Source organism: Salinadaptatus halalkaliphilus, from assembly GCF_006543045.1.
Lineage (GTDB): Archaea > Halobacteriota > Halobacteria > Halobacteriales > Natrialbaceae > Salinadaptatus > Salinadaptatus halalkaliphilus.
Map to the genome: position 1 here is coordinate 171,293 of NZ_RBZW01000058.1, position 18,580 is coordinate 189,872.

17 protein-coding genes and 1 pseudogene are annotated in these 18,580 nt (G+C 63.1%); 14 read left to right on the forward strand and 4 right to left on the reverse strand.

From position 1 onward, the window contains the following. The first annotated feature begins 114 nt into the window (after positions 1–114). From D8Y22_RS17345 to purM, 5 genes are all read left to right on the forward strand, one after another. Entirely contained in the window at positions 115–705 is a 591-nt protein-coding gene (locus tag D8Y22_RS17345; protein WP_141465947.1) for a 50S ribosomal protein L15e, read from the forward strand. Between the two features lie 75 nt (positions 706–780). Beyond that, positions 781–1,215, forward strand: coding sequence for a universal stress protein (locus D8Y22_RS17350; protein ID WP_141465948.1), 435 nt, complete (start codon positions 781–783; stop codon positions 1,213–1,215). Between the two features lie 112 nt (positions 1,216–1,327). Continuing rightward, on the forward strand, positions 1,328–3,100 hold the full coding sequence (locus D8Y22_RS17355) for a TraB/GumN family protein (RefSeq protein WP_141465949.1): 1,773 nt from the start codon (positions 1,328–1,330) through the stop codon (positions 3,098–3,100). Beyond that, positions 3,097–3,735: a zinc metalloprotease gene (locus D8Y22_RS17360; protein ID WP_141465950.1), complete on the forward strand. Its 639-nt coding sequence runs from the start codon at positions 3,097–3,099 to the stop codon at positions 3,733–3,735. The genes D8Y22_RS17355 and D8Y22_RS17360 overlap by 4 nt, the downstream gene beginning before the upstream one ends. 80 nt (positions 3,736–3,815) lie before the next feature. Continuing rightward, positions 3,816–4,814: a phosphoribosylformylglycinamidine cyclo-ligase gene (purM, locus tag D8Y22_RS17365; protein WP_141465951.1), complete on the forward strand. Its 999-nt coding sequence runs from the start codon at positions 3,816–3,818 to the stop codon at positions 4,812–4,814. 30 nt (positions 4,815–4,844) lie between these two features. Here purM and D8Y22_RS17370 read toward each other — a convergent pair whose 3' ends face one another. Beyond that, the gene (locus tag D8Y22_RS17370) at positions 4,845–5,960 is read right to left on the reverse strand and encodes an ABC transporter permease (RefSeq protein ID WP_174811900.1); all 1,116 of its coding nucleotides are present in this window, start codon (positions 5,958–5,960) and stop codon (positions 4,845–4,847) included. A gap of 214 nt (positions 5,961–6,174) precedes the next feature. Between D8Y22_RS17370 and D8Y22_RS17375 the strand changes: the two genes are divergently transcribed. Continuing rightward, entirely contained in the window at positions 6,175–7,173 is a 999-nt protein-coding gene (locus D8Y22_RS17375; protein WP_141465953.1) for an ABC transporter permease, read from the forward strand. Between the two features lie 48 nt (positions 7,174–7,221). Here the strand turns inward: D8Y22_RS17375 and D8Y22_RS17380 are convergent, their stop codons facing one another. Continuing rightward, positions 7,222–7,761, reverse strand: a complete 540-nt coding sequence (locus D8Y22_RS17380) for a macro domain-containing protein (RefSeq protein ID WP_141465954.1) — start codon at positions 7,759–7,761, stop codon at positions 7,222–7,224. A gap of 147 nt (positions 7,762–7,908) precedes the next feature. Between D8Y22_RS17380 and D8Y22_RS22505 the strand changes: the two genes are divergently transcribed. After that, entirely contained in the window at positions 7,909–8,076 is a 168-nt protein-coding gene (locus D8Y22_RS22505; protein ID WP_174811901.1) for a hypothetical protein, read from the forward strand. Between the two features lie 213 nt (positions 8,077–8,289). Continuing rightward, positions 8,290–9,622 (forward strand): annotated as a pseudogene (locus tag D8Y22_RS17390) (RNA-guided endonuclease InsQ/TnpB family protein). Between the two features lie 310 nt (positions 9,623–9,932). Here the strand turns inward: D8Y22_RS17390 and dpsA are convergent. Beyond that, on the reverse strand, positions 9,933–10,478 hold the full coding sequence (gene dpsA / locus D8Y22_RS17395) for a DNA starvation/stationary phase protection protein DpsA (RefSeq protein WP_141465955.1): 546 nt from the start codon (positions 10,476–10,478) through the stop codon (positions 9,933–9,935). Between the two features lie 202 nt (positions 10,479–10,680). Between dpsA and D8Y22_RS17400 the strand changes: the two genes are divergently transcribed. Continuing rightward, entirely contained in the window at positions 10,681–12,150 is a 1,470-nt protein-coding gene (locus tag D8Y22_RS17400) for an aldehyde dehydrogenase family protein (RefSeq protein ID WP_141465956.1), read from the forward strand. A gap of 336 nt (positions 12,151–12,486) precedes the next feature. Further along, positions 12,487–13,014, forward strand: a complete 528-nt coding sequence (locus D8Y22_RS17405) for a DUF7097 family protein (RefSeq protein WP_141465957.1) — start codon at positions 12,487–12,489, stop codon at positions 13,012–13,014. 75 nt (positions 13,015–13,089) lie between these two features. Here D8Y22_RS17405 and D8Y22_RS17410 read toward each other — a convergent pair whose 3' ends face one another. Then, complete coding sequence (locus tag D8Y22_RS17410) at positions 13,090–13,287, reverse strand: DUF5800 family protein (RefSeq protein ID WP_141465958.1); 198 nt, start codon at positions 13,285–13,287, stop codon at positions 13,090–13,092. Between the two features lie 154 nt (positions 13,288–13,441). Between D8Y22_RS17410 and D8Y22_RS17415 the strand changes: the two genes are divergently transcribed. The 4 genes from D8Y22_RS17415 to D8Y22_RS17430 all read left to right on the forward strand — a co-directional run bounded on the left by D8Y22_RS17415 (position 13,442) and on the right by D8Y22_RS17430 (position 18,577). Continuing rightward, entirely contained in the window at positions 13,442–14,299 is an 858-nt protein-coding gene (locus tag D8Y22_RS17415) for a polymer-forming cytoskeletal protein (protein ID WP_141465959.1), read from the forward strand. A gap of 167 nt (positions 14,300–14,466) precedes the next feature. Further along, on the forward strand, positions 14,467–15,333 hold the full coding sequence (locus tag D8Y22_RS17420) for an electron transfer flavoprotein subunit beta/FixA family protein (RefSeq protein WP_141465960.1): 867 nt from the start codon (positions 14,467–14,469) through the stop codon (positions 15,331–15,333). Positions 15,334–15,335: 2 nt separating this feature from the next. Then, complete coding sequence (locus tag D8Y22_RS17425) at positions 15,336–16,898, forward strand: electron transfer flavoprotein subunit alpha/FixB family protein (RefSeq protein WP_141465961.1); 1,563 nt, start codon at positions 15,336–15,338, stop codon at positions 16,896–16,898. Beyond that, on the forward strand, positions 16,895–18,577 hold the full coding sequence (locus tag D8Y22_RS17430; RefSeq protein ID WP_141465962.1) for an FAD-dependent monooxygenase: 1,683 nt from the start codon (positions 16,895–16,897) through the stop codon (positions 18,575–18,577). The genes D8Y22_RS17425 and D8Y22_RS17430 overlap by 4 nt, the downstream gene beginning before the upstream one ends. Positions 18,578–18,580: the final 3 nt, after the last annotated feature.

Genomic DNA, 18,580 nt, shown 5'->3' on the forward strand with positions numbered 1-18,580 from the left:
GTAGACTCGCTGGATCGCGGGCACCAGTGGGCACCTGTTCGGCGACGACGCCACCACAGGACGGGATGTGATCCCACGATCGGGATTGAACCAGGAAACGCCCGCGGTGATACGATGGCAAAGAGCTTCTACTCACACATCAAAGACGCATGGAAAGACCCCGACGAAGGGAAGCTCGGGGAGCTGCAGTGGCAGCGCAAACAGGAGTGGCGCGACCAGGGCGCAATCGAGCGTATCGACCGACCGACACGCCTGGACAAGGCCCGCGAACTCGGCTACAAGGCCAAACAGGGTATTATCGTGACTCGCGTCTCGGTCCGCAAAGGAACCGCACGCAAGGAACGATTCACGGCCGGTCGTCGGTCCAAGCGCCAGGGTGTCAACCGCATCGGGCGGCGCAAGAACATCCAGCGCATCGGCGAGGAGCGCGTCTCCCGGAAGTACCCGAACCTGCGTGTGCTCAACAGCTACTGGGTCGGTGAAGACGGCTCGCAGAAGTGGTTCGAAGTGATTCTGGTAGATCCAAACCACCCCGCAATCCAGAACGACGACGATCTGAACTGGATCTGTGACGACGCCCACACGAACCGCGCGTTCCGCGGGCTCACCAACGCTGGCAAGGACAACCGTGGTCTCAACAACCGCGGCAAGGGCGCCGAGAAGGTCCGACCGTCCAACACCGGCGGCCAGGGCCGCGCGAAGTAACTCGTTCGTACCGGCGCGAGACGGCCACCTCGATTTTCGTGAGGATTTAACTCACAGACTGCCGTAGCCGTGGGTATGACAGACCACGTGCTCGTCCCTGTCGACGATTCGATCCAATCGACCGACGCACTCGAGTTCGCCTGCACGGAGTATCCCGACGCGACGATCACCGCGATTCACGCCATCGACCCTGGCGACGTCTACGCGGCGACGGGCGTCGAAGGTGGTGCGATGGCGAACTACGAACAGATTCGGGACCAACACGAGCAACAGGCCGAGACGGTCCTCGAAGCCGCACGCGAACAGGCGACGGAACTGGGACGTGAGATCGAGACCGAGCAGGTCGTCGGTGGTGTCTCTCGATCGATCGTCGACTACGCGACGGAACACGATGTCGACCACATCGCGATCGGCAGTCACGGCCGGACCGGGGCGTCCCGGATTCTGCTTGGCAGCGTTGCCGAGACGGTCGCCCGGCGCTCACCGGTCCCGGTGACGATCGTCAGATAGCGCCTCGCACGGGATAGTGAAACTGGTCGTGATTTTTGCTCCTGTCTCGAGACGGCGGGACGGCATCGGCAACTCCGATACTGGTAAAAGTCGCGCCCGAGTTTTTCCCCTAATGAGTGATGCAGGCGACGCCGACGTGCCGGAGCCGCCCGAGCCGCCGGAGACGGGTCGGGGCTCGGTTCACGTCCTCGGGACCGCCCACGTCTCGCAGGCCAGCGTCGACGAGGTTCACGAGACCGTCGACGAGGAACAACCCGACGTCGTAGCGGTCGAACTCGACGAGGGTCGATTCCGGCAGATGCAAGGAGGAACTCCCGACGATATCGAAGCGAACGATCTCCTCTCCGGCAACACCGTCTTTCAGTTTCTGGCCTACTGGATGCTGTCCTACGTCCAGTCCCGACTTGGCGACCAGTTCGACATCGAACCCGGCGCCGACATGCGCGCGGCGATCGACGCGGCCGAACGAAACGGCAGCGGCGTCGCGTTAGTCGACCGCGATATCCAGGTGACGATCCAGCGATTCTGGCGCCGATTATCGTTTCTCGAGAAACTGAAGATGGTCGGCGGTCTCGCCCTCGGCGCGACCGACCCGCGAACGATCGGGATCGGCGTCGGTGTCGGCATCGGCGCAATCGTCGGAATCATCGCCTCGGTCTTTCTGGCGCCGTTGCTCGGGTTCGGTGACGTGACACTGCTCGGCATGACCGATCCCGGAATCCATCAGTACGTGGGTGCGGTCGGGCTGGGGGCGCTCGTCGGCGTCTTCGTCGGTCTCCTCGCCCTGCCGTCGTTCGATACGCCGAGTCAGTACACCGGCGGCCTGCTCGATGGCTTCTCGTTACGAATTCTCGGCGGTCTCGTCATCGGTATCGGGGGCTGTCTCGCGCTCGTCGCCACGGAAACGTTCGTCGGACCCGTCTCCGCGGGCAGGTTCGAAAGCGCCGGCATCTACGCGATACGAACGGGCACCGGACTCGTCGCCGGCGTCGGACTCGGTGCGCTACTGGGTGCCGTCCTCGCAGCCGTCCTCGGCACCGCCGGCGCCGACGTCGAGGAGATCGACGAAATCGACATCGAGGAGATGACCGACGGTGACGTCGTCGCCGCCATGATGGAAGAGTTCCGTCGCTTCAGTCCCCGCGGGGCCAACGCCCTGATCGACGAACGCGACGCCTACATCGCCCACAACCTCCACCAGCTTCGCGAACAGGGCTACGACGTGTTGGCCGTCGTCGGCGCGGGACACAAGGCCGGCATCGAACGACACCTCGAGAACCCGTCCGGATTGCCGCCGATGGAGTCACTGACGGGCGCAGCCACGGGGCGGCGCTTTTCGCCGGTGAAGATCTTCGGTTATCTGATCATGGTCGGCGTGGTCGCCTTTTTCTTCCTGCTCGTCATGGCGGGCGTCCAGAACACCTTCCTGCTCCAGCTGTTTGCGGCCTGGTTCCTGTTCAACGGCGTGTTCGCGTTTACACTCGCTCGACTGGCCGGCGCCCACTGGAGCAGTGCCGGCGTCGGCGGTGCCGTGGCTTGGCTGACTAGCATCAACCCCATGCTCGCGCCCGGCTGGTTCGCCGGCTACGTCGAACTCAAACACCGTCCGGTCAACGTCGGCGATATCGCCACGTTGAACGAGATCATCGGCGACACCGACCGCCCGATCGACGACGCGCTCGCGGAGATGTTCGACGTGCCACTGTTCCGGCTCATCATGATCGTCGCGCTGACGAACATCGGGAGCATGCTCGCGTCGTTCCTGTTTTTCATCGTCGTCGTCCCGTGGATGGGCACCGAGATCGGCGGGGTCGACGCACTGATGGGCGAACTCTGGGCCGGCGCCGAAAACAGCCTCGAGCTGATTCGGGGTGTGCTCACGTGAGCACCCGCGCCCGTCGCCAGCCCGAGCCCGAGCTCTCCTTTAGCGACAAGGAGCTGTTCGATCTCGCGCTGGCCTGGGTCGTGTTGAGCGTCGCGTTCGCGTTGTTGCTCGCGCCGATCCACCGCGGGGCCGACGTGACGATCGGCTTTTTCGTCACGATGATCGGGCTGAGTTTCGTCACCGTTGGCGTTGCCTTCCTCTTACACGAACTCGCACACAAGGTCGTCGCGATCGAATACGGCCAGATCGCCGAATTTCGGGCGGACTACCAGATGCTGTTTCTGGCGATCATGAGTGCCCTGATCGGCTTTCTCTTTGCGGCCCCGGGTGCGGTCTACCACCGGGGTCGGATCACGGTCCGTGAGAACGGTCATATCGCGCTCGCGGGCCCGGTGACTAACCACCTGCTCGCACTGCTTTTCTTCCCGTTGATGCTTTTCGGCGGCTACCTCGGCATGATCGGCCACATGGGCGTACTCATCAACCTCTTCCTGGCCGCGTTCAACATGATTCCATTCGGCCCGCTCGACGGCAAGACCGTCCTCGAGTGGAACAAAGCGATCTTCGCGGCGGTCTTCGGGTTCAGCGTCGTCGCCCTGGTCGCGTTCTTCCTCGTCTTTGGCTTCTTTTGGTAGCCACTCGAGTGGACTCGTTTCGATACCGATTTCCACTCGGGACCGGTGACCTTTTGCTCGCCCCACGCGGTCGTTCCCACATGACCGACTCAGCGGACGACGAGCGTGAGTCCGAGGGGCTCACCTACGCCGACACCGGCGTCGACATCGCAGCCAGCGAGGACGCGACCGCCGCCTTACTCGAGGCCTTCGGCAGCGACCTCCGAACCGAGTACGCCGGCCTGATCGACATCGGCGACCGCTACCTCGCGTTGGCGACCGACGGCGTCGGCACCAAACTGCTCGTCGCGGAAGCTATCGAGGATTTCTCGACGATCGGTATCGACTGCATCGCGATGAACGTCAACGACCTCGTCGCGGCGGGCGTCGAACCCGTCGCGTTCGTCGACTACCTCGCGATCGACGAGCCAGACGACGATCTGACCAACCAGATCGGCGAGGGGCTCGCGGTGGGCCTCGAGCAGGCCGATCTGGCCATGCTCGGCGGCGAGACGGCGGTGATGCCCGAGGTCGTGAAAGGGTTCGACCTCGCGGGCACCTGCGTCGGCCTCGCGGCGAAAGGCGACGTGCTCGATGGCGAAGCCCAGATCGGCGACGCGCTCGTCGGGTTTCCCTCCAGTGGGATCCACTCAAACGGTCTCACACTCGCTCGCGAGGCCGTGACCCGCGAGCACGACTACACCGACCCGTTCCCACACGCTGACGACGACCGCTCGATCGGCGAGGAACTGCTTCGACCGACCCGGATCTACACGGACTTGCTCGAGCCGATGGGTGAGTTCGGTGTTCACGCTGCGGCTCACGTCACCGGCGGCGGCTGGACGAACCTGCTGCGGATGGGCGAGAACAAGTACGTGATCGACGAGCCACTGCCGGCTCAGCCGATCTTCGAGTTCGTCCAGGCGGAGGGTAACGTGAGCGACGAGGAGATGCACCGCACCTTCAACATGGGTACCGGTTTCGTCGTCGCGCTCCCCGAGGACCGGGCCACAGACATCGTTGCCGACACGGACGGACGAATTATCGGTCGCGTCGAAGCGGGCGACTCGGTCGAGATTCGTGGACTTTCGCTCTCCTAGAGCAGCGAACGTCTGTCAGGGACCGAACGCTTATCGCGGATCGAGCGCATCACGCAACCAGTCGCCGACGACCGACAACGCGACCACGGTCCCGGCGAGTGCGACCATCGGCATCGTCGATACCCACCAGCTATTCTGAAACCGGACGTTCGTGCCGCCCTCGACGAGCCCTCGAGCGATCGTGTGCCCCCACGAGGCGACATTCGGATCGGAGAGATACATGAACGCGAGTGCGGCTTCGACGAGCAACAGCCAGGCGATCAGCTGGGTCGTCCCGACGACGGCCACGCTGGCCGCGTTTGGAAGCAGGTGCCACCGCAGAATCTGTGCCGTCGTACAACCGCAATTTCTGGCCGCTTCGACGAACTGTCGCTCGCGTAGCTGGCGAACCTCTGCCCTGACGAGCCGTGCGACGCGCCCCCAGCCGAGCAGGCCGAAGACGACCACGAGCAGGAACAGGCTGTACTCGAAGACGTAGCCAAGCACGATGTAGAAGAGAAAGACGGGAACCGTCTCCTGGACGTCAACGTAGCCCATCAGCGCCGAGTCGATGGCTCCGCCCGCGTAGCCCGCGACCGTCCCGACGACGAGCGCCGTCGGAACGATCACCATTGCGACGACGAACGCGACCCGCAGGCTGACGCCGGCACCCTCGAGCAGCAGCGCTACGAGATTCTGTCCGTGGCCGTCGGCCCCGAGTGGCGCCTCGAGGGTACCCGGCGGCTGCAGCGAGTCCGTGACGAACGGACCGTAGTGTTCGACGAGTGCGGCGCCGACCGTGCCTGCGAGTCCGAACGCGACGAGATAACAGCAACTCGCGAGCGCGAGCGGATCCGCACGAAGCGAGCGCCAGAGTCGCCGTCGGAGCATCGCGTCGGTCACGACCGGTATAACGACGAACCACGTGAACGCGGCTACAGCGAGCAGGAATAGCCAGTCGACGCGCGAGGGCGTCCACTCGAGCACGAGCGGCTCCTCGACTCCGCGGACGACGCGGTGGGCCAGAAACCCGAGTGCGAGTACCGACGCCGAGAGGAGGAAGCCGAGGGTCTTCCCGGAGACGAATTCACACAACCGACGGTCACCAGCGCCGCGCGAATCCGCGTCGCCGATCTTCACGGAGTCGGTTGGTGGTCGAGATGCCATCGTCGGCGCCCCACGAACGTTCCAACACCAGTACATAAACGTCAATAGTTCTTTGGTCGGTGCAGAGCGCATCTTCCGCCCTCCAAACCTGACAAAATTTTAAACGGATAGGGGCGGTAGTTCGAAATCGTGTCTCCATCGGTCGCGTCGATCGCGGTCTCGAGCGCTCGTGACTCTGTCGCGAACCGGCGGTTCCAAGCGACGAGGTGAGACAGTGGCGTCCTGGTGGGCCGTTGTTCGGCGGACGGCGTTCGCGTTGCTTGCACTCTGGCTGGTCGTCACGGGAGCGTTCGTCCTTCTGGCTACGACGGACGACCCGAACGAGGCGCTCGTCCGACAGGCTGCCGCCATGGAGGTCGCGGACGGGACGATGGACGAAGACGAAGTCGAGGTCCACGTCGAGCAAGCCGTCGAGGCGTACCGCGAGCAACGGGGGTACGATCTCCCACTGCACGAGCGCTACTTCGAGTGGCTCTCGGGGATCGCGACGTTCCAATGGGGACTGTCCGAGTCGACGGGCCAGCCGGTGACGGACGTGCTCGGCGAACGCCTCGCCGTCACGGCGACGTACGTGTTCCCGGGGCTGGCACTCGCGCTGGTCGGCGGCGTCGCACTTGGCACCTACGGCGCGCTCGGGCGGAACCAACTCCTCTCGCGGCTCAGCATCATCGCCACGTATACGATCTACGGCGTGCCGAACTTCTGGATCGCGGCGGTCGCACTGGCGATCGTGCCGCTCCAGTTCGGCATCGTCCTGACGGGGTACGACCTCGAGCGAAGCCTCGTCTCCTCGTACAACCTCCAACGCGTTGCGCTCCCGGCACTGATTCTCGGAACAGGATTGATCGCAGGACAGGCCCAACACGTCCGGGCCGAACTGCTCGAGCGCGAATCACGGCCCTACGTTCGGACGGCACGCGCAGGTGGGCTGAGCGAGTGGCGCGTGAGCTACCACGTCCTCAGGGTCGCAGCCGTCCCCTTGCTGTCGCTGACCCTTTCGAAGCTCTTCGGCGTCCTCCTGGTGAACGTCTTCGTACTCGAGTACGTTTTCGAACTTCCCGGGTTTGGACTGGTGACCTACAACGCGATCCTCAGACGCGACCTGCCGCTGGTGATGGGGGCGACGCTGATCATCGCCATCGTCGGGATTGTCGCCACGTACGTACAGGACCTCGCTGCCGGCGCGCTCGATCCGCGCGTCGATCTCGAATGAACCGATCCAGCTTTCGTCTCAGACGGACGTCGTACCTCGAGCGCCGGGTTATCGATCGGCCTTCCTCCCGTCGGTCCGTTTCGACTCTTCGGCTTCGCCGGTCGCCGCGCGGATCGCGTCGTACTCCTCGTCGCTGTAGGCGATGACGCGGACTTCCTCGAGCGCTTCGGGCTCGTAGGCATCGATCTCCTCGCCGATGATCTCCCCGCCTTCGGTGAGGTCGAAGCCCGCCACGCCACAGCCGAGTGCCGGGATGACGAGCGATCGACAGCCGAGTTCGTCGGCGCACTCGAGGCTGTTACGCGTCGCGTCGCGGATACTTTCGGCGGTCGCTTCCCCGTCGCCATAATGGGGCATCGCGGCCGCGTGGATGACGTACTCGGCCTCGAGGTCGTAGGCGTCGGTCACCGCCACCGCGCCGAGATCGATCGGTCCCTCGTCCATGGCTTCCTCGTTTATTTGTTGACCCGCGCCCCGCCGGAGCGCGCCGGCGACGCCCGATCCCATCCGGAGGCTCGTCCCGGCGGCGTTGACGAGCGCGTCGGCTGACTGTACGGCGATGTCTCCCTGAATCACGTCGAAATCCATGTTCGGCCCTACGGTCGCGAGGAGTTTGAACGTCGGGTATGGTCGCCTCGCGTTCCGATCACACTCGAGCGAGTCTCCTCGATATCGGTCCCATGCTCTTAGGCAAACCAAAACCCTTTTGGATTTAGGGTCGCCTAACTTCGCGTGATGGAAGCACCCGCCCGCAGGCAGGACGAAAACACCGCCGAGGCTCCGCCAGAGCCGGCGGCAATCGTGAGCAGCCACGAACCCCGTCCCGGTAAACTCGTTTTTACCGAACGAAACAACACCGACGGCTGGATCGCGACTGATCTGACTGTCGACCTCGAGCCGTAATCTCGCTCTCGGTATCGGCTGGCCCCGATCGATCGTGCGTTCGCGACACAGGGGCGCACGGACCTTTTACGGAGAGTCAAGGAGAAAGCCTCGCCCTTTCAGGGCGGGGATGAATCCGACACTACCATTCACAAACCACGTTCGATGGCACGGCTGGATATTCCACGCGGTGCAATCCATACCTTCAAGTAATTTTACCAACATAGATTACGTATGGCGAAACAGGTCGTCACACGCACCTACACTGCTTCCATCAGGAACCAGTCACGGGTGTCCAACGACCTTGATTCGCTCGGGTTCGCCGCCTCGAAACTCTGGAACGTCGGCCGGTGGGCAATCAGTCATGTCTGGGATGAAATTGGCTACATTCCAGAACACGACGAACTCACCGCGTACCTCAAGAGCCACGAACGCTACGATGACCTGCATTCTCAGTCAAGTTCGTTCGAGACGGCGAAGCCGTCTCGTGATGCCAATGAGCTTCGCTCATTGAGCACAGCGAGTCCTACAAGAACTCGCTGAAGCGTTCAACGGCTGGTACGGCAAACGACGCAACGGAGACACGCGAGCGAACCCGCCCGGTTACCGCAAACACGGCGACGAACACCCGCGTTCCACAGTCACGTTCAAAGCCGCTGGCTTCAAACTCGACACCCAGTACAACCGGGTTCGACTCTCAAAAGGCTCGAACCTCAAAGAGTACTGGTCGGACTTCATCCTCTGTGAGTACCAGACCCGACCCGACGTTGATCTCTCCACCGTGGAAACCGTCCAACAGGTGCGGGCGGTCTGGACGGGTGACGAGTGGGAACTGCACTTCGTGTGTAACGTCGAGATCGAAGTGGCCGACACACCGGGTGAGAAGACCGTTGGTGTCGATCTCGGTATCAACAACTTTGCAGCACTCGCCTACGAGGACGGCCACAGCGAGTTGTACCCGCTTAACTGCCTGAAGCAAGATGACTACTACTTCAGCAAGCGGATTGCTCGGTGCGACGACTCCGACTCTGAGCAGGCCACCCGGCTGAACCAGAAAAAGTCTCGGCGGCGAACCCACTATTTCCATACACTCTCGAAACACATCGTTCAACGATGTGTCGAGGAATGTGTTGAGACGATTGTGGTGGGCGACCTATCCGGTATCCGCGAAGATGAGGATGGTGAGGTGAAAGACTGGGGTAAACACGGCAATCTCGACCTCCACTCGTGGGCGTTCGACCGATTCACCGATCTCCTCGAGTATAAAGCTGAGATGGAAGGTATCACGGTTGAAGCAGTGTCCGAGCAGGATACGTCGAAATCGTGTTCGTGTTGTGGCCGTAAACGTGACGCGAACCGTGTTGAACGTGGCTTGTACGTCTGCGATGAGTGCGGGACGGTAGCGAACGCTGATGTGAACGGTGCTGAGAATATACGGCAAAAAGTATCTCCGAGTCTCGCCTGTGATGGGGGAGATAGGAGTAACGGCTGGTTGGCACAGCCATCGACGTTCCTGTTTGACAAGGAAACTGGTGCGTTCGCACCTCAAGAACAGATCACGTCGTAAACCATAATATCCCAACGCGGTCGGGAATCTTCGCCCTTCAGGGCGGAGAGGATGTCAAGACCGCGACCGTTCGGACTCGGTATGACGAAAGCAGCGATCCCCGTTCTCGCTCGGCGTCGATCGTAACCGTTCACGACCGCGTCGGCTGCCGGTTCTCGTCGCGAAATGAATCATACGGATTACTGTAACGATTTACCGGCGCACCCGCGACCCGGGCGGCGGGTGCGCCGGAAATGACTTACAGTAAACCGTATCAGTACTTCCCGTTGCGCTGCTCGCCTGGCGGCTCGTCGTCGGTTCGTTTCCGGCGTTACTTCGTCGCTTCCTCGAGCACGAGCGTATCGTCCTCGAGGTAGTGTTCGAAGTGGTGGCCGTCTTCCTCGAGCGTGACGAGGATTTCCCGCAGGATCTCAGCGGTGGCGTAATCGCCTAAGTTCTCGGCGAGTTCGATGCTGTCGCGCATCGATTCGATGATGTCGCCGTACATCTCGAGGTCGTTCTGGAACATCGTCCGGACGTCGTAGACGTCCTCGCCCTCGAACTCGACGGTCGCTCGGCGCTCCTGGTTGGTCGGACCCGAAACCGGGACGCCGCCCAGCGCCTGCGCGCGCTCGGCGATGACATCTGCGCCTTCCTCGACGTGCTCGTAGGCCTCCGCTAAGAATTCGTGCAGCGGGAGGAACTCGGCACCCTCGACGACCCAGTGGTGTTTTTTGAGCTGGTGATACAGCACGTAGGAGTTCGCCAGCTCCGTGTTCAGCGCGTCGACGATCTGCTCGGCTTTCTCCTGGTCGAGCCGGAGCTCGTTCTCTTCGACGGCGTCTGCGGATTGACGGACGGTTTTCTGGGTGCTCATCGTATTAAATCGATACGCGCGCGATCTCCTTAAACCTTCCCCACCACAAAACAATTCTTTGGTGTACCAAAAGATTTGTTTTCTGTAGTGCGACATCGGTTCCCACTGTCGGCGATCGTATCACCGATCGTCACCGTCAAGGCCACCTGTGTTTTTTCGAGTGTGAGTAAACATTTTCAGTATGGGCGTCGAAGGGCAACGTATGGCAACGAGAGCTGCACAGCGGCGAGAGCGACTGTACGTCGACGGCGAGTGGCGCGAGGCCGACAGTGCCCTCGAGGTGTCGGACCTCGCGGCCGGCGGAACCTTCGCCCAAGTGGCTGGGGCGGGGCCAGCCGAGGCGCGGGCGGCGCTCCAGGCCGCCGAGGCGGCCAAGCCGACGCTGCGAGAGACGACCGTCGTCGAACGGGCCCACTGGTGTGAGGAGATCGCCGAGAAGCTTCGTGCACGCGAGGAGGAACTCGCCGAAGTTATCGTCCGAGAGGCTGGCAAACCGATCTCGTCGGCTCGCGGGGAAGTCGAACAGGCCGCAGAGCGCTTCGACCGCGCAGCCGAAGAGGCCCGCAACGTCGTCAGCACGGGCGAGTACCGCGAGGGATCGACCGAGGGCCACGAGGGCTGGCAAGCGATCGTCAAACACGAACCGATCGGCGCCGTCCTCTGTATCACGCCGTACAACTATCCGCTGGCGACGACGGCCCTGCAGGTCGCGCCGGCGATCGCAGCCGGCAACAGCGTCCTACTCAAACCCGCTTCGAAGACGCCCATCTCGGCGGCGATCCTCACCGACATCGTCACGAGCGTCGCGGGAATCCCCGACGGCGCGTTCAACTTCGTGCCCGGTCAAGCGAGCGAGATCGGCGACGTCCTCGCGGGCGACGATCGCGTCAACGCCATCGCGATGACCGGCTCCTCGAGCGCCGGTGAACACGTCGCGCGCGAAAGTGGGATGGTCACCCTCCACATGGAATTGGGCGGCAACGCCCCCGCCATCGTCTTCGAGGACGCCGACCTCGCCGACGTCGCTGGCAGTTGCGCGAAGGGATCGTTCAAGTATGCCGGCCAGCGATGCTCGGCCGTCTCCCGTGTCCTCGCCCACGAATCGGTCCACGACGAGCTCGTCGACCTGCTCGAGGGCCAGATGGACGCCTGGCAGGCTGGCGACCTCTTCGAGGAGGACACCGCCTTCGGTCCGCTGATCAGCGAGGACCAGGCCGACTGGGTCCAGGAACTCGTCGACGACGCCGTCGAGAAGGGCGCGGATCTCGTTCGCGGTGGGAGTCGCCACGCCCCCGCGGGCGTGCCGGACGATCTCGCCGACCAGTTTTTCGAGCCGACGCTGCTCGCGAACGTCCCCCACGACGCCCGCATCGTCGACGAAGAGCAGTTCGGCCCCGTCGCCGCGGTCACGACGTTTTCGGACGAGGACGAAGCGCTCGAGATCGCCAACGGGTCGGAACTGGCGCTCGATGCCGCCGTCTTTACGAACGACTACAAGCGAGCGATGCGAGTCGCCGATCGCGTCGACGCCGGCGGCGTCCGCATCAACGGGCCGCCAAGCCACGGTCTCGGCGACATCCCATTCGGCGGGAACAAGCGCTCGGGAATCGGTCGCGAGGGCCTCGACGCGACGATTCACGAGCTGATGCGAAAGAAGAGCATCGTCCTGTAGGACCATCGTCGGCCGCGAGCGTTGCCAGTTTTGATCGGTCCCGACAGTCGACACGAGGATCAGCGATGACCGGTTCTCGAGAATGGTCCAGTTTTCAGCGTTTCCCAGCCTCGGCGAGCGGCGACGATCGGCTGATACGATCTCGTGGAACGATCTCGACGTGACCGCGACCGTCCTGCGAGACCGCCGGCAGTGACCGACGAGATTCCGTGCGAGACGGATTGCCGTAACGATGCACCGACGCAACCGCGATTAGGCGGCGATTGCGCCGGAAACGACGTACAGTACACCGTATGAAAGATTCAAATCGATCGGTCACCAACGGGGGCCAAAGCGATGGAGAAAACGCCACAGGGAACTGCCGTCGGCGTCGACGATCCCTACGAGTTCGCCGACCTCTGCGATTACCTCACCGGCGAGGGCCAGTGTCGGTACGCCCTCGAGCACTACGGTCACGATCCGGAATTCGCCCGCGAGCGCGCCGCCCAGGAGTACGCCTGTCCCGTCGTCGACCCCGAGACCGACGAGACGTGGGCGGACTGTCCGCACTTTCGCTCGCGCAATCGCGATCGCGAGTGCGTGCGCTGTGGCCTCGAGGAAAAACGGATGGCCCATGACGACGAGCGCCCGCTGCTCGAGGAACACCACCTCTCCTATGCTCGCGACGGCGAGACCCTCTCCCACGAGATTACGGTGTATCTCTGTCGCTGGTGCCATTCGAAAGTCCACAAGTCGTGGGCGCGGATCACCGACGATGCTGCGCCGGAGCCGGACGCGATCGCCGCGTCAGAGCAACGCCGCGGCCGCGAGAACGAAGAACTCGGCTTCGAATCAGCCGCCGAGCGATACGGCGAGGATGAGTGACGGAAATGCGCCAGTTCCGGCGAAATGCTTGCATCGCTAGAGCGTCCCGTCAGCGAGCCGAGACGGTCGGCTCCGCTAGTCGACGATATCGCCGATACGACGCGGCTCGCCCTGTAGGTTCGGCTGTTCGGCGACGATTTTCAGCACTTCGTGGTCGGTCACGTCGAAGTAGGTCTTTTCTGTCGCTTCCTCGATCAGGTCGCGCTCGAGGCGGAACTCGGTGCCTTCGTAGACGACGTCGACGCCGTCGTCGTCGAACGCAAGCGTGGTCATGGCGAGTCGTATGCGATCAGCAAATAAAAGGTGGCCGTTACGAGCGTGCCAGCGGCACGGTCGTGATCGTGTGGCCACGACGCCCAGTTCGAATGACGGCTGTCGGACGGCCAACGACGAAGTTTATTACCGGCCGGTTACATGGGGACTGAGTGTGGCCGTACGCAGCGATCCGCTCGACGAACTCGTGGTCCCCGACGGGACGGAAGCGAAGGAAGTCGCCTTAGAGACCGACGGCGACGTCCTGGTCGGTGCGCGCTCGAGCGTCGAGTTCGGTGTTCGTGGCCGAAACGTCCTGGCCGGCGAGAACGTCGAATTCGGCGGCGAGATCGAAGCCGACGGCGACTGTCGACTCGATATGTGGTGTGACGTCGCCGAAAATGTGTTGGTGGGCCAGGACGCCTACATCGGTGAGCGCGTCCACATCGCCGGCGAGTTGAAAGTCGCGGGCGACCTCGATATCGGCGACGACGTCGACATCGAGGAGGGGTTCGAGGCAAACGGCTGGATCGTCATTCGGAACCCGATGCCGACGATCGTCCTGCTTTTCGTCTATCTCAAGCACCTGCTGGTCGTCGGCGAGGAAGAGACAGCCCAGCGGCTGATCTCGGAACTCGTCGACGAAGACGGCGAGGAACCCGAGACTGAACCCCTCGTGATCCCCCGCAATGCGACGGTCAGCGACGACGCCTGGCGGGTTTCGACGCCGGCACGAATCGGCGACGACTGTCGTTTGCACGGCAACGTTCGTGCCGAATCGATCGATGTCGGTGCCGATTGTAACATCTTCGGGAGCCTTCGCGCCCGCGGCGACATCACCGTTGGCCCGAAGACGCGCATTCACGGCGATCTCACCACTCGCAACGGTGACGTGACGATCGCCGAAGACGCCCGCATTCTCGGCGACGTCTCCTGTCGCGCCCTCGAGCTTGGTCCCGAAGCCGAGATCGACGGGACGATCAGAGCGAACGGCGAAATCACGATGGGAACGACCAAACGCGAAGACGAGTAATTCTCCGCGATAATCGCGACACTCGAGACGGGCCAAGAGTGACCAGTCACAGCTGGCTGCGGACTAATTTCCGGTGACGATTGGGACCCCCATCCTTAATACTGTTAGTTACGATAGTGATAGGCAGGCATGGTAGTAAAAGACACGCACGGGACAGGGAGGAATAGATGCGATCGATCGTACTGACGAAAGGGGTACCGGACTTCTCGGAGGGCGCGGTGTCGTTCGACGAGGAGGGCCATCTAGAACGGGGGAAGACACCGACCGTGATGAATCCGAACGACGCGTTTGCGGTCGAGGCGGCCTTACAGACGAAGGTCCGCCATGGCGGGCACGTCAGTGGGATGAGTATGGGGCCACCGGGGTATGCGGACGTCCTTCAAGGCGCGATGGAGTCGGTCTACACCGACGACAGCTATCTCCTGTCGGATCGGGAACTCGCGGCCTCGGACACCTGGGCGACGGCAATCACGCTGAGTGCTGGGCTCGAAAAGTACCAGGAGGAAGTCGAGGAGATCGACATTCTCTTCGCTGGCTTCAAATCGGCCGACGGCGAGACGGGCCAGACCGGTCCACAGACTGCCTGGGCGATGGACTGGCCGATCGTCACCCACGTCATCGCGCTGGATATCGATCCCGACGAGCGGCGGTTGCGGGCGAAGCGACTCGTCGAGGGCGATGTCGACGAGATCGAGACCGTCGAAGCGCCCCTACCCTGCGTCGTCGTCACCGATCCGGAGTTCGAGCCCACGTATCGAAAGGCCTCACACAGGCTCACGCACAAGCGGTTGCGCGCGGAGACCGAGCAACGTGCTCAGGAGCACGAGGACCATCTGACGACCTGGAGCCAGCAGGATCTAAACCTCGATCCGGACTATATCGGCCTCGACGGCTCGCCGACGATCGTCTCCTCGGTCGATCCGATCCCGAAAGCCCCTTCCGAGCGGGAGGCGACGATGATCGATCCCGACGACAGCGGCGGAATGGCAGAGGTCCTCGAGGCAATGCAACCGTACGCGGAGGCAGGTGAATAACGATGACGGACCTAGATCCCGACGAGTACACGGTCGAGGAGCTGAGCGACGAACTCGAGACGATCGACGACGAGGACGTCCTCCAGTCCGTTCTCGAGGCCGAACAGGCCGGCCAGGATCGACAAACGGCCCGTGAGGCGGTCCACAAGCGCCTCGAGGCTGTCGAATCGGGCGACGGTGTCGAGGGTGACACCGAGACCGAAGGCGAGTACGAGGAGACCAAAGAGAGCGTCGGCGAGGAGGCAGAAGGCGAGGAGGTGGACGAAGTCGAGCCAGACGAGCAAGCGGACGAGTCCGCGGAAGACCAAGCGGAACCAGACGATGGTCTCTCACACCCAACCCGGGACAAGAAACACGTCCGGGGTCTCGAGGACGGCCACTACGAAGATATGTGGGTGTTCTGCGAGACTCAGCAGGGAGAGTTACTCGAGGTATCCAAGGAGATGCTCGGGAAGGCTCGCGAGTTGATGGACCAGTTCGCCGAGGACTACGAGGACGAAGAACGAGTCGTCGCGTTTTTGATGGGCGACGACTGCGAAGGGCTCGCCGAGGAGTGTATCGCCTACGGCGCAGATGTCGCGGTCTATCACGACGACGACCGCCTCGAGCGATTCCTCCACAAGCCCTACACCGAGATTTCGGCCCACATGGCTCGCGGCGAGGGTTCGACCGAGAGCACGGACTGGCGTGACTACGACAAACCCAGGTATGTACTGTTCCCGGCGACGAACAACGGGCGGGACCTCTCGGCGAAGGTGCAGGCCGAACTCGACTCCGGACTGGCGTCGGACTGTTCGGACCTCTTCATCGAGGAGAACGAGGTCTCCAACCCCGTCAAGACCGGCGAGCCCGGCGTCAAGAAAACCTTCCAGAAAGTCTTGCACATGAAACGGCCCGACTTCTCGGGCTTCGAGTACTCGACGATCCTCTGTCTGGACAATCCGGGCCGGGAGTTCCACCCACAAGGGGCCTCGGTCATCCCCGGCAGCTTCGAGCCGATGGAACCCGACCACGACCGGGACGGCCTCGTGGTCGAACACGAGATGGAACTGCCCGAGGAGTGGTTCCGCGTCGAGATCACCGAGTACGACCAACTCGAGGCCGGCGTCGATCTGACCGGCCACGAGGTGATCGTCTGTCTCGGCCGGGGTATCGCGGACGACCCTACCAAGGGGATGGAACTCGGCCTCGACCTCGTCGAGGCCTTCGAGAACGCCGAACTCGGGATCACGCGAGGGATCGTAACCTCCTCCTACGAGTTCGACGGTCACGTCGAGGAGTACTCGAAAGAGGTGCGCCAGATCGGTGAGACGGGACAGGTGGTCGCACCCGACCTCTACATCGCCGCGGGCGTCTCCGGGGCGGTCCAGCACAAGGTCGGGATGGACGAATCCGACACGATCGTCTCGGTCAACACCGATCCGAGCGCGCGGATCCGGGACTTCAGCGACTACTTCGTCGAGGGCGATCTGTTCGAGGTTCTCCCAGAGATCACCGAGGCAGTCGAATCGGGCGAGATAGCACTCGAGGCCGTCGCAGACGGCAGCGGAGGTGACGACGAATGAGCGAGACAGACACGGATCGAGAGCACTACGAAGCGGTCGTCGTGGGCTGTGGCCCGGGCGGGGCCGCGGCTGCGGCGCGACTGGCCGATCACGGTATCGAGACGCTCGTCTTAGAGCGCGGCACCAAATCCGGATCGAAGAACGTCTCCGGGGGCCTCATCTACGGCGAGGAATCCGCGCCCTATACGCTGGACGATCTCTTCGACGGCTTCCGCGAGGCGGCGGCCGAACGACCCGTCACCGACTACCGCATCCACAACGTGGCGGGCAACAAGGTCAAGACCTACGATCTCACCGACCTCCACGAGCACGACACCGACTGGTGTGACGCCGTCTTGCGCCGGCGGATGGACGCCTGGCTCGAGGACCGGGTCCACGAGAAGACCAGCGAGACCGGCGGCGGCGTCCTGACGAACGTTCGCGTCAACGGCCTTCTTCGCGAGCGCGGCGAGATCGTCGGCGTCACCTGCGACGAACTCGATCCGATCGAGGCGGACCTGATCGTCGCGGCCGACGGCGTCAACTCCGAACTCGGCCGCGAGGCCGGATTGATGGATTGGGAGGAGCCCGACGAGTGGTTCCAGGGCGTCAAAGCCGTCGTCGACATGGATCCGGCGGTCGTCAACGACCGGTTCGATATCGACGACGACGAGGGCGTCGCCCACCTCTTTTCGGGCGACCTCTTCGAGGATGTCCGGGGCGGGGGCTTCCTCTACACGAACGAGGACTCGCTCTCGATCGGGACCGTCTTCCACCTCGACAGCCTCGTCGAACAGCAAGCCGAACCACAGGAGTTGCTGGATGCCTTGCTCACGCATCCGATGATGGCGACCTGGCTCGGCGACGAGTACGACGAACGCGAGTACGCCGCGAAACTCGTGCCCGACTCGAAGAAGGTCGCCCATCCCGAGCCGTATCAGGACAGACTCGTCCTCGTCGGTGACGCCGCCGGGCAGATGCAGGCCCAGGGGCCGATCATCAAGGGGATGAACCACGCCGTCACCGCGGGGGCGCTCGCAGCCGACGCATTCGCCGTCACCCGCGGGAACGCCGATCCGGCAGCCGCCGGCCGTCGCTATACCCAGATGCTCGAGGAGTCGGGGACGATGGCCAAGCTCCGACCACGGCGCTACGAGGTCTCTCGCACGCTCGCAGAGCGCGACGTGATTACGAACGTCGTCGATCGGGTGCTCGAGTCGCCACTCGGCTCCGTCGCGGTTGGTAATCCGATCTCGAATCGTCTGTTACAGCGGGCGTACAACTCGCCGTTCCTGGTGTCGATGCTACCCGACACAAGTACCGGCTACGTGACGCTACCGTCGGTCATCGGCGAACAACACGGCCGGACGATCCACTGGGAGAACGAGGTCGAACCGCCGACGCTCGAGGAGCGCATCGGCGATCTGACCTACGATACGGATGTCGGCAACCCACACATCGAACTGCGCGACGAGTCCGTCGATGCGAGCGGGTCGGCCGTCTACGCCTGCCCGGTCAGTGCCGAGGACTTCGGCGGGGGCTGTTATCGCTCCGAGGAAGTCAAACGCAACGGTTCCGAAGAGACGGTCGTCAGCCTCGATACGCAGCCCTGCGTCGAGTGTGGGACCTGTGCGGTCGTTGCCGACACCGAGTGGGAACATCCCCGCGGCGGCAAGGGCGTCGAGTACCGCGAGGGGTAACCG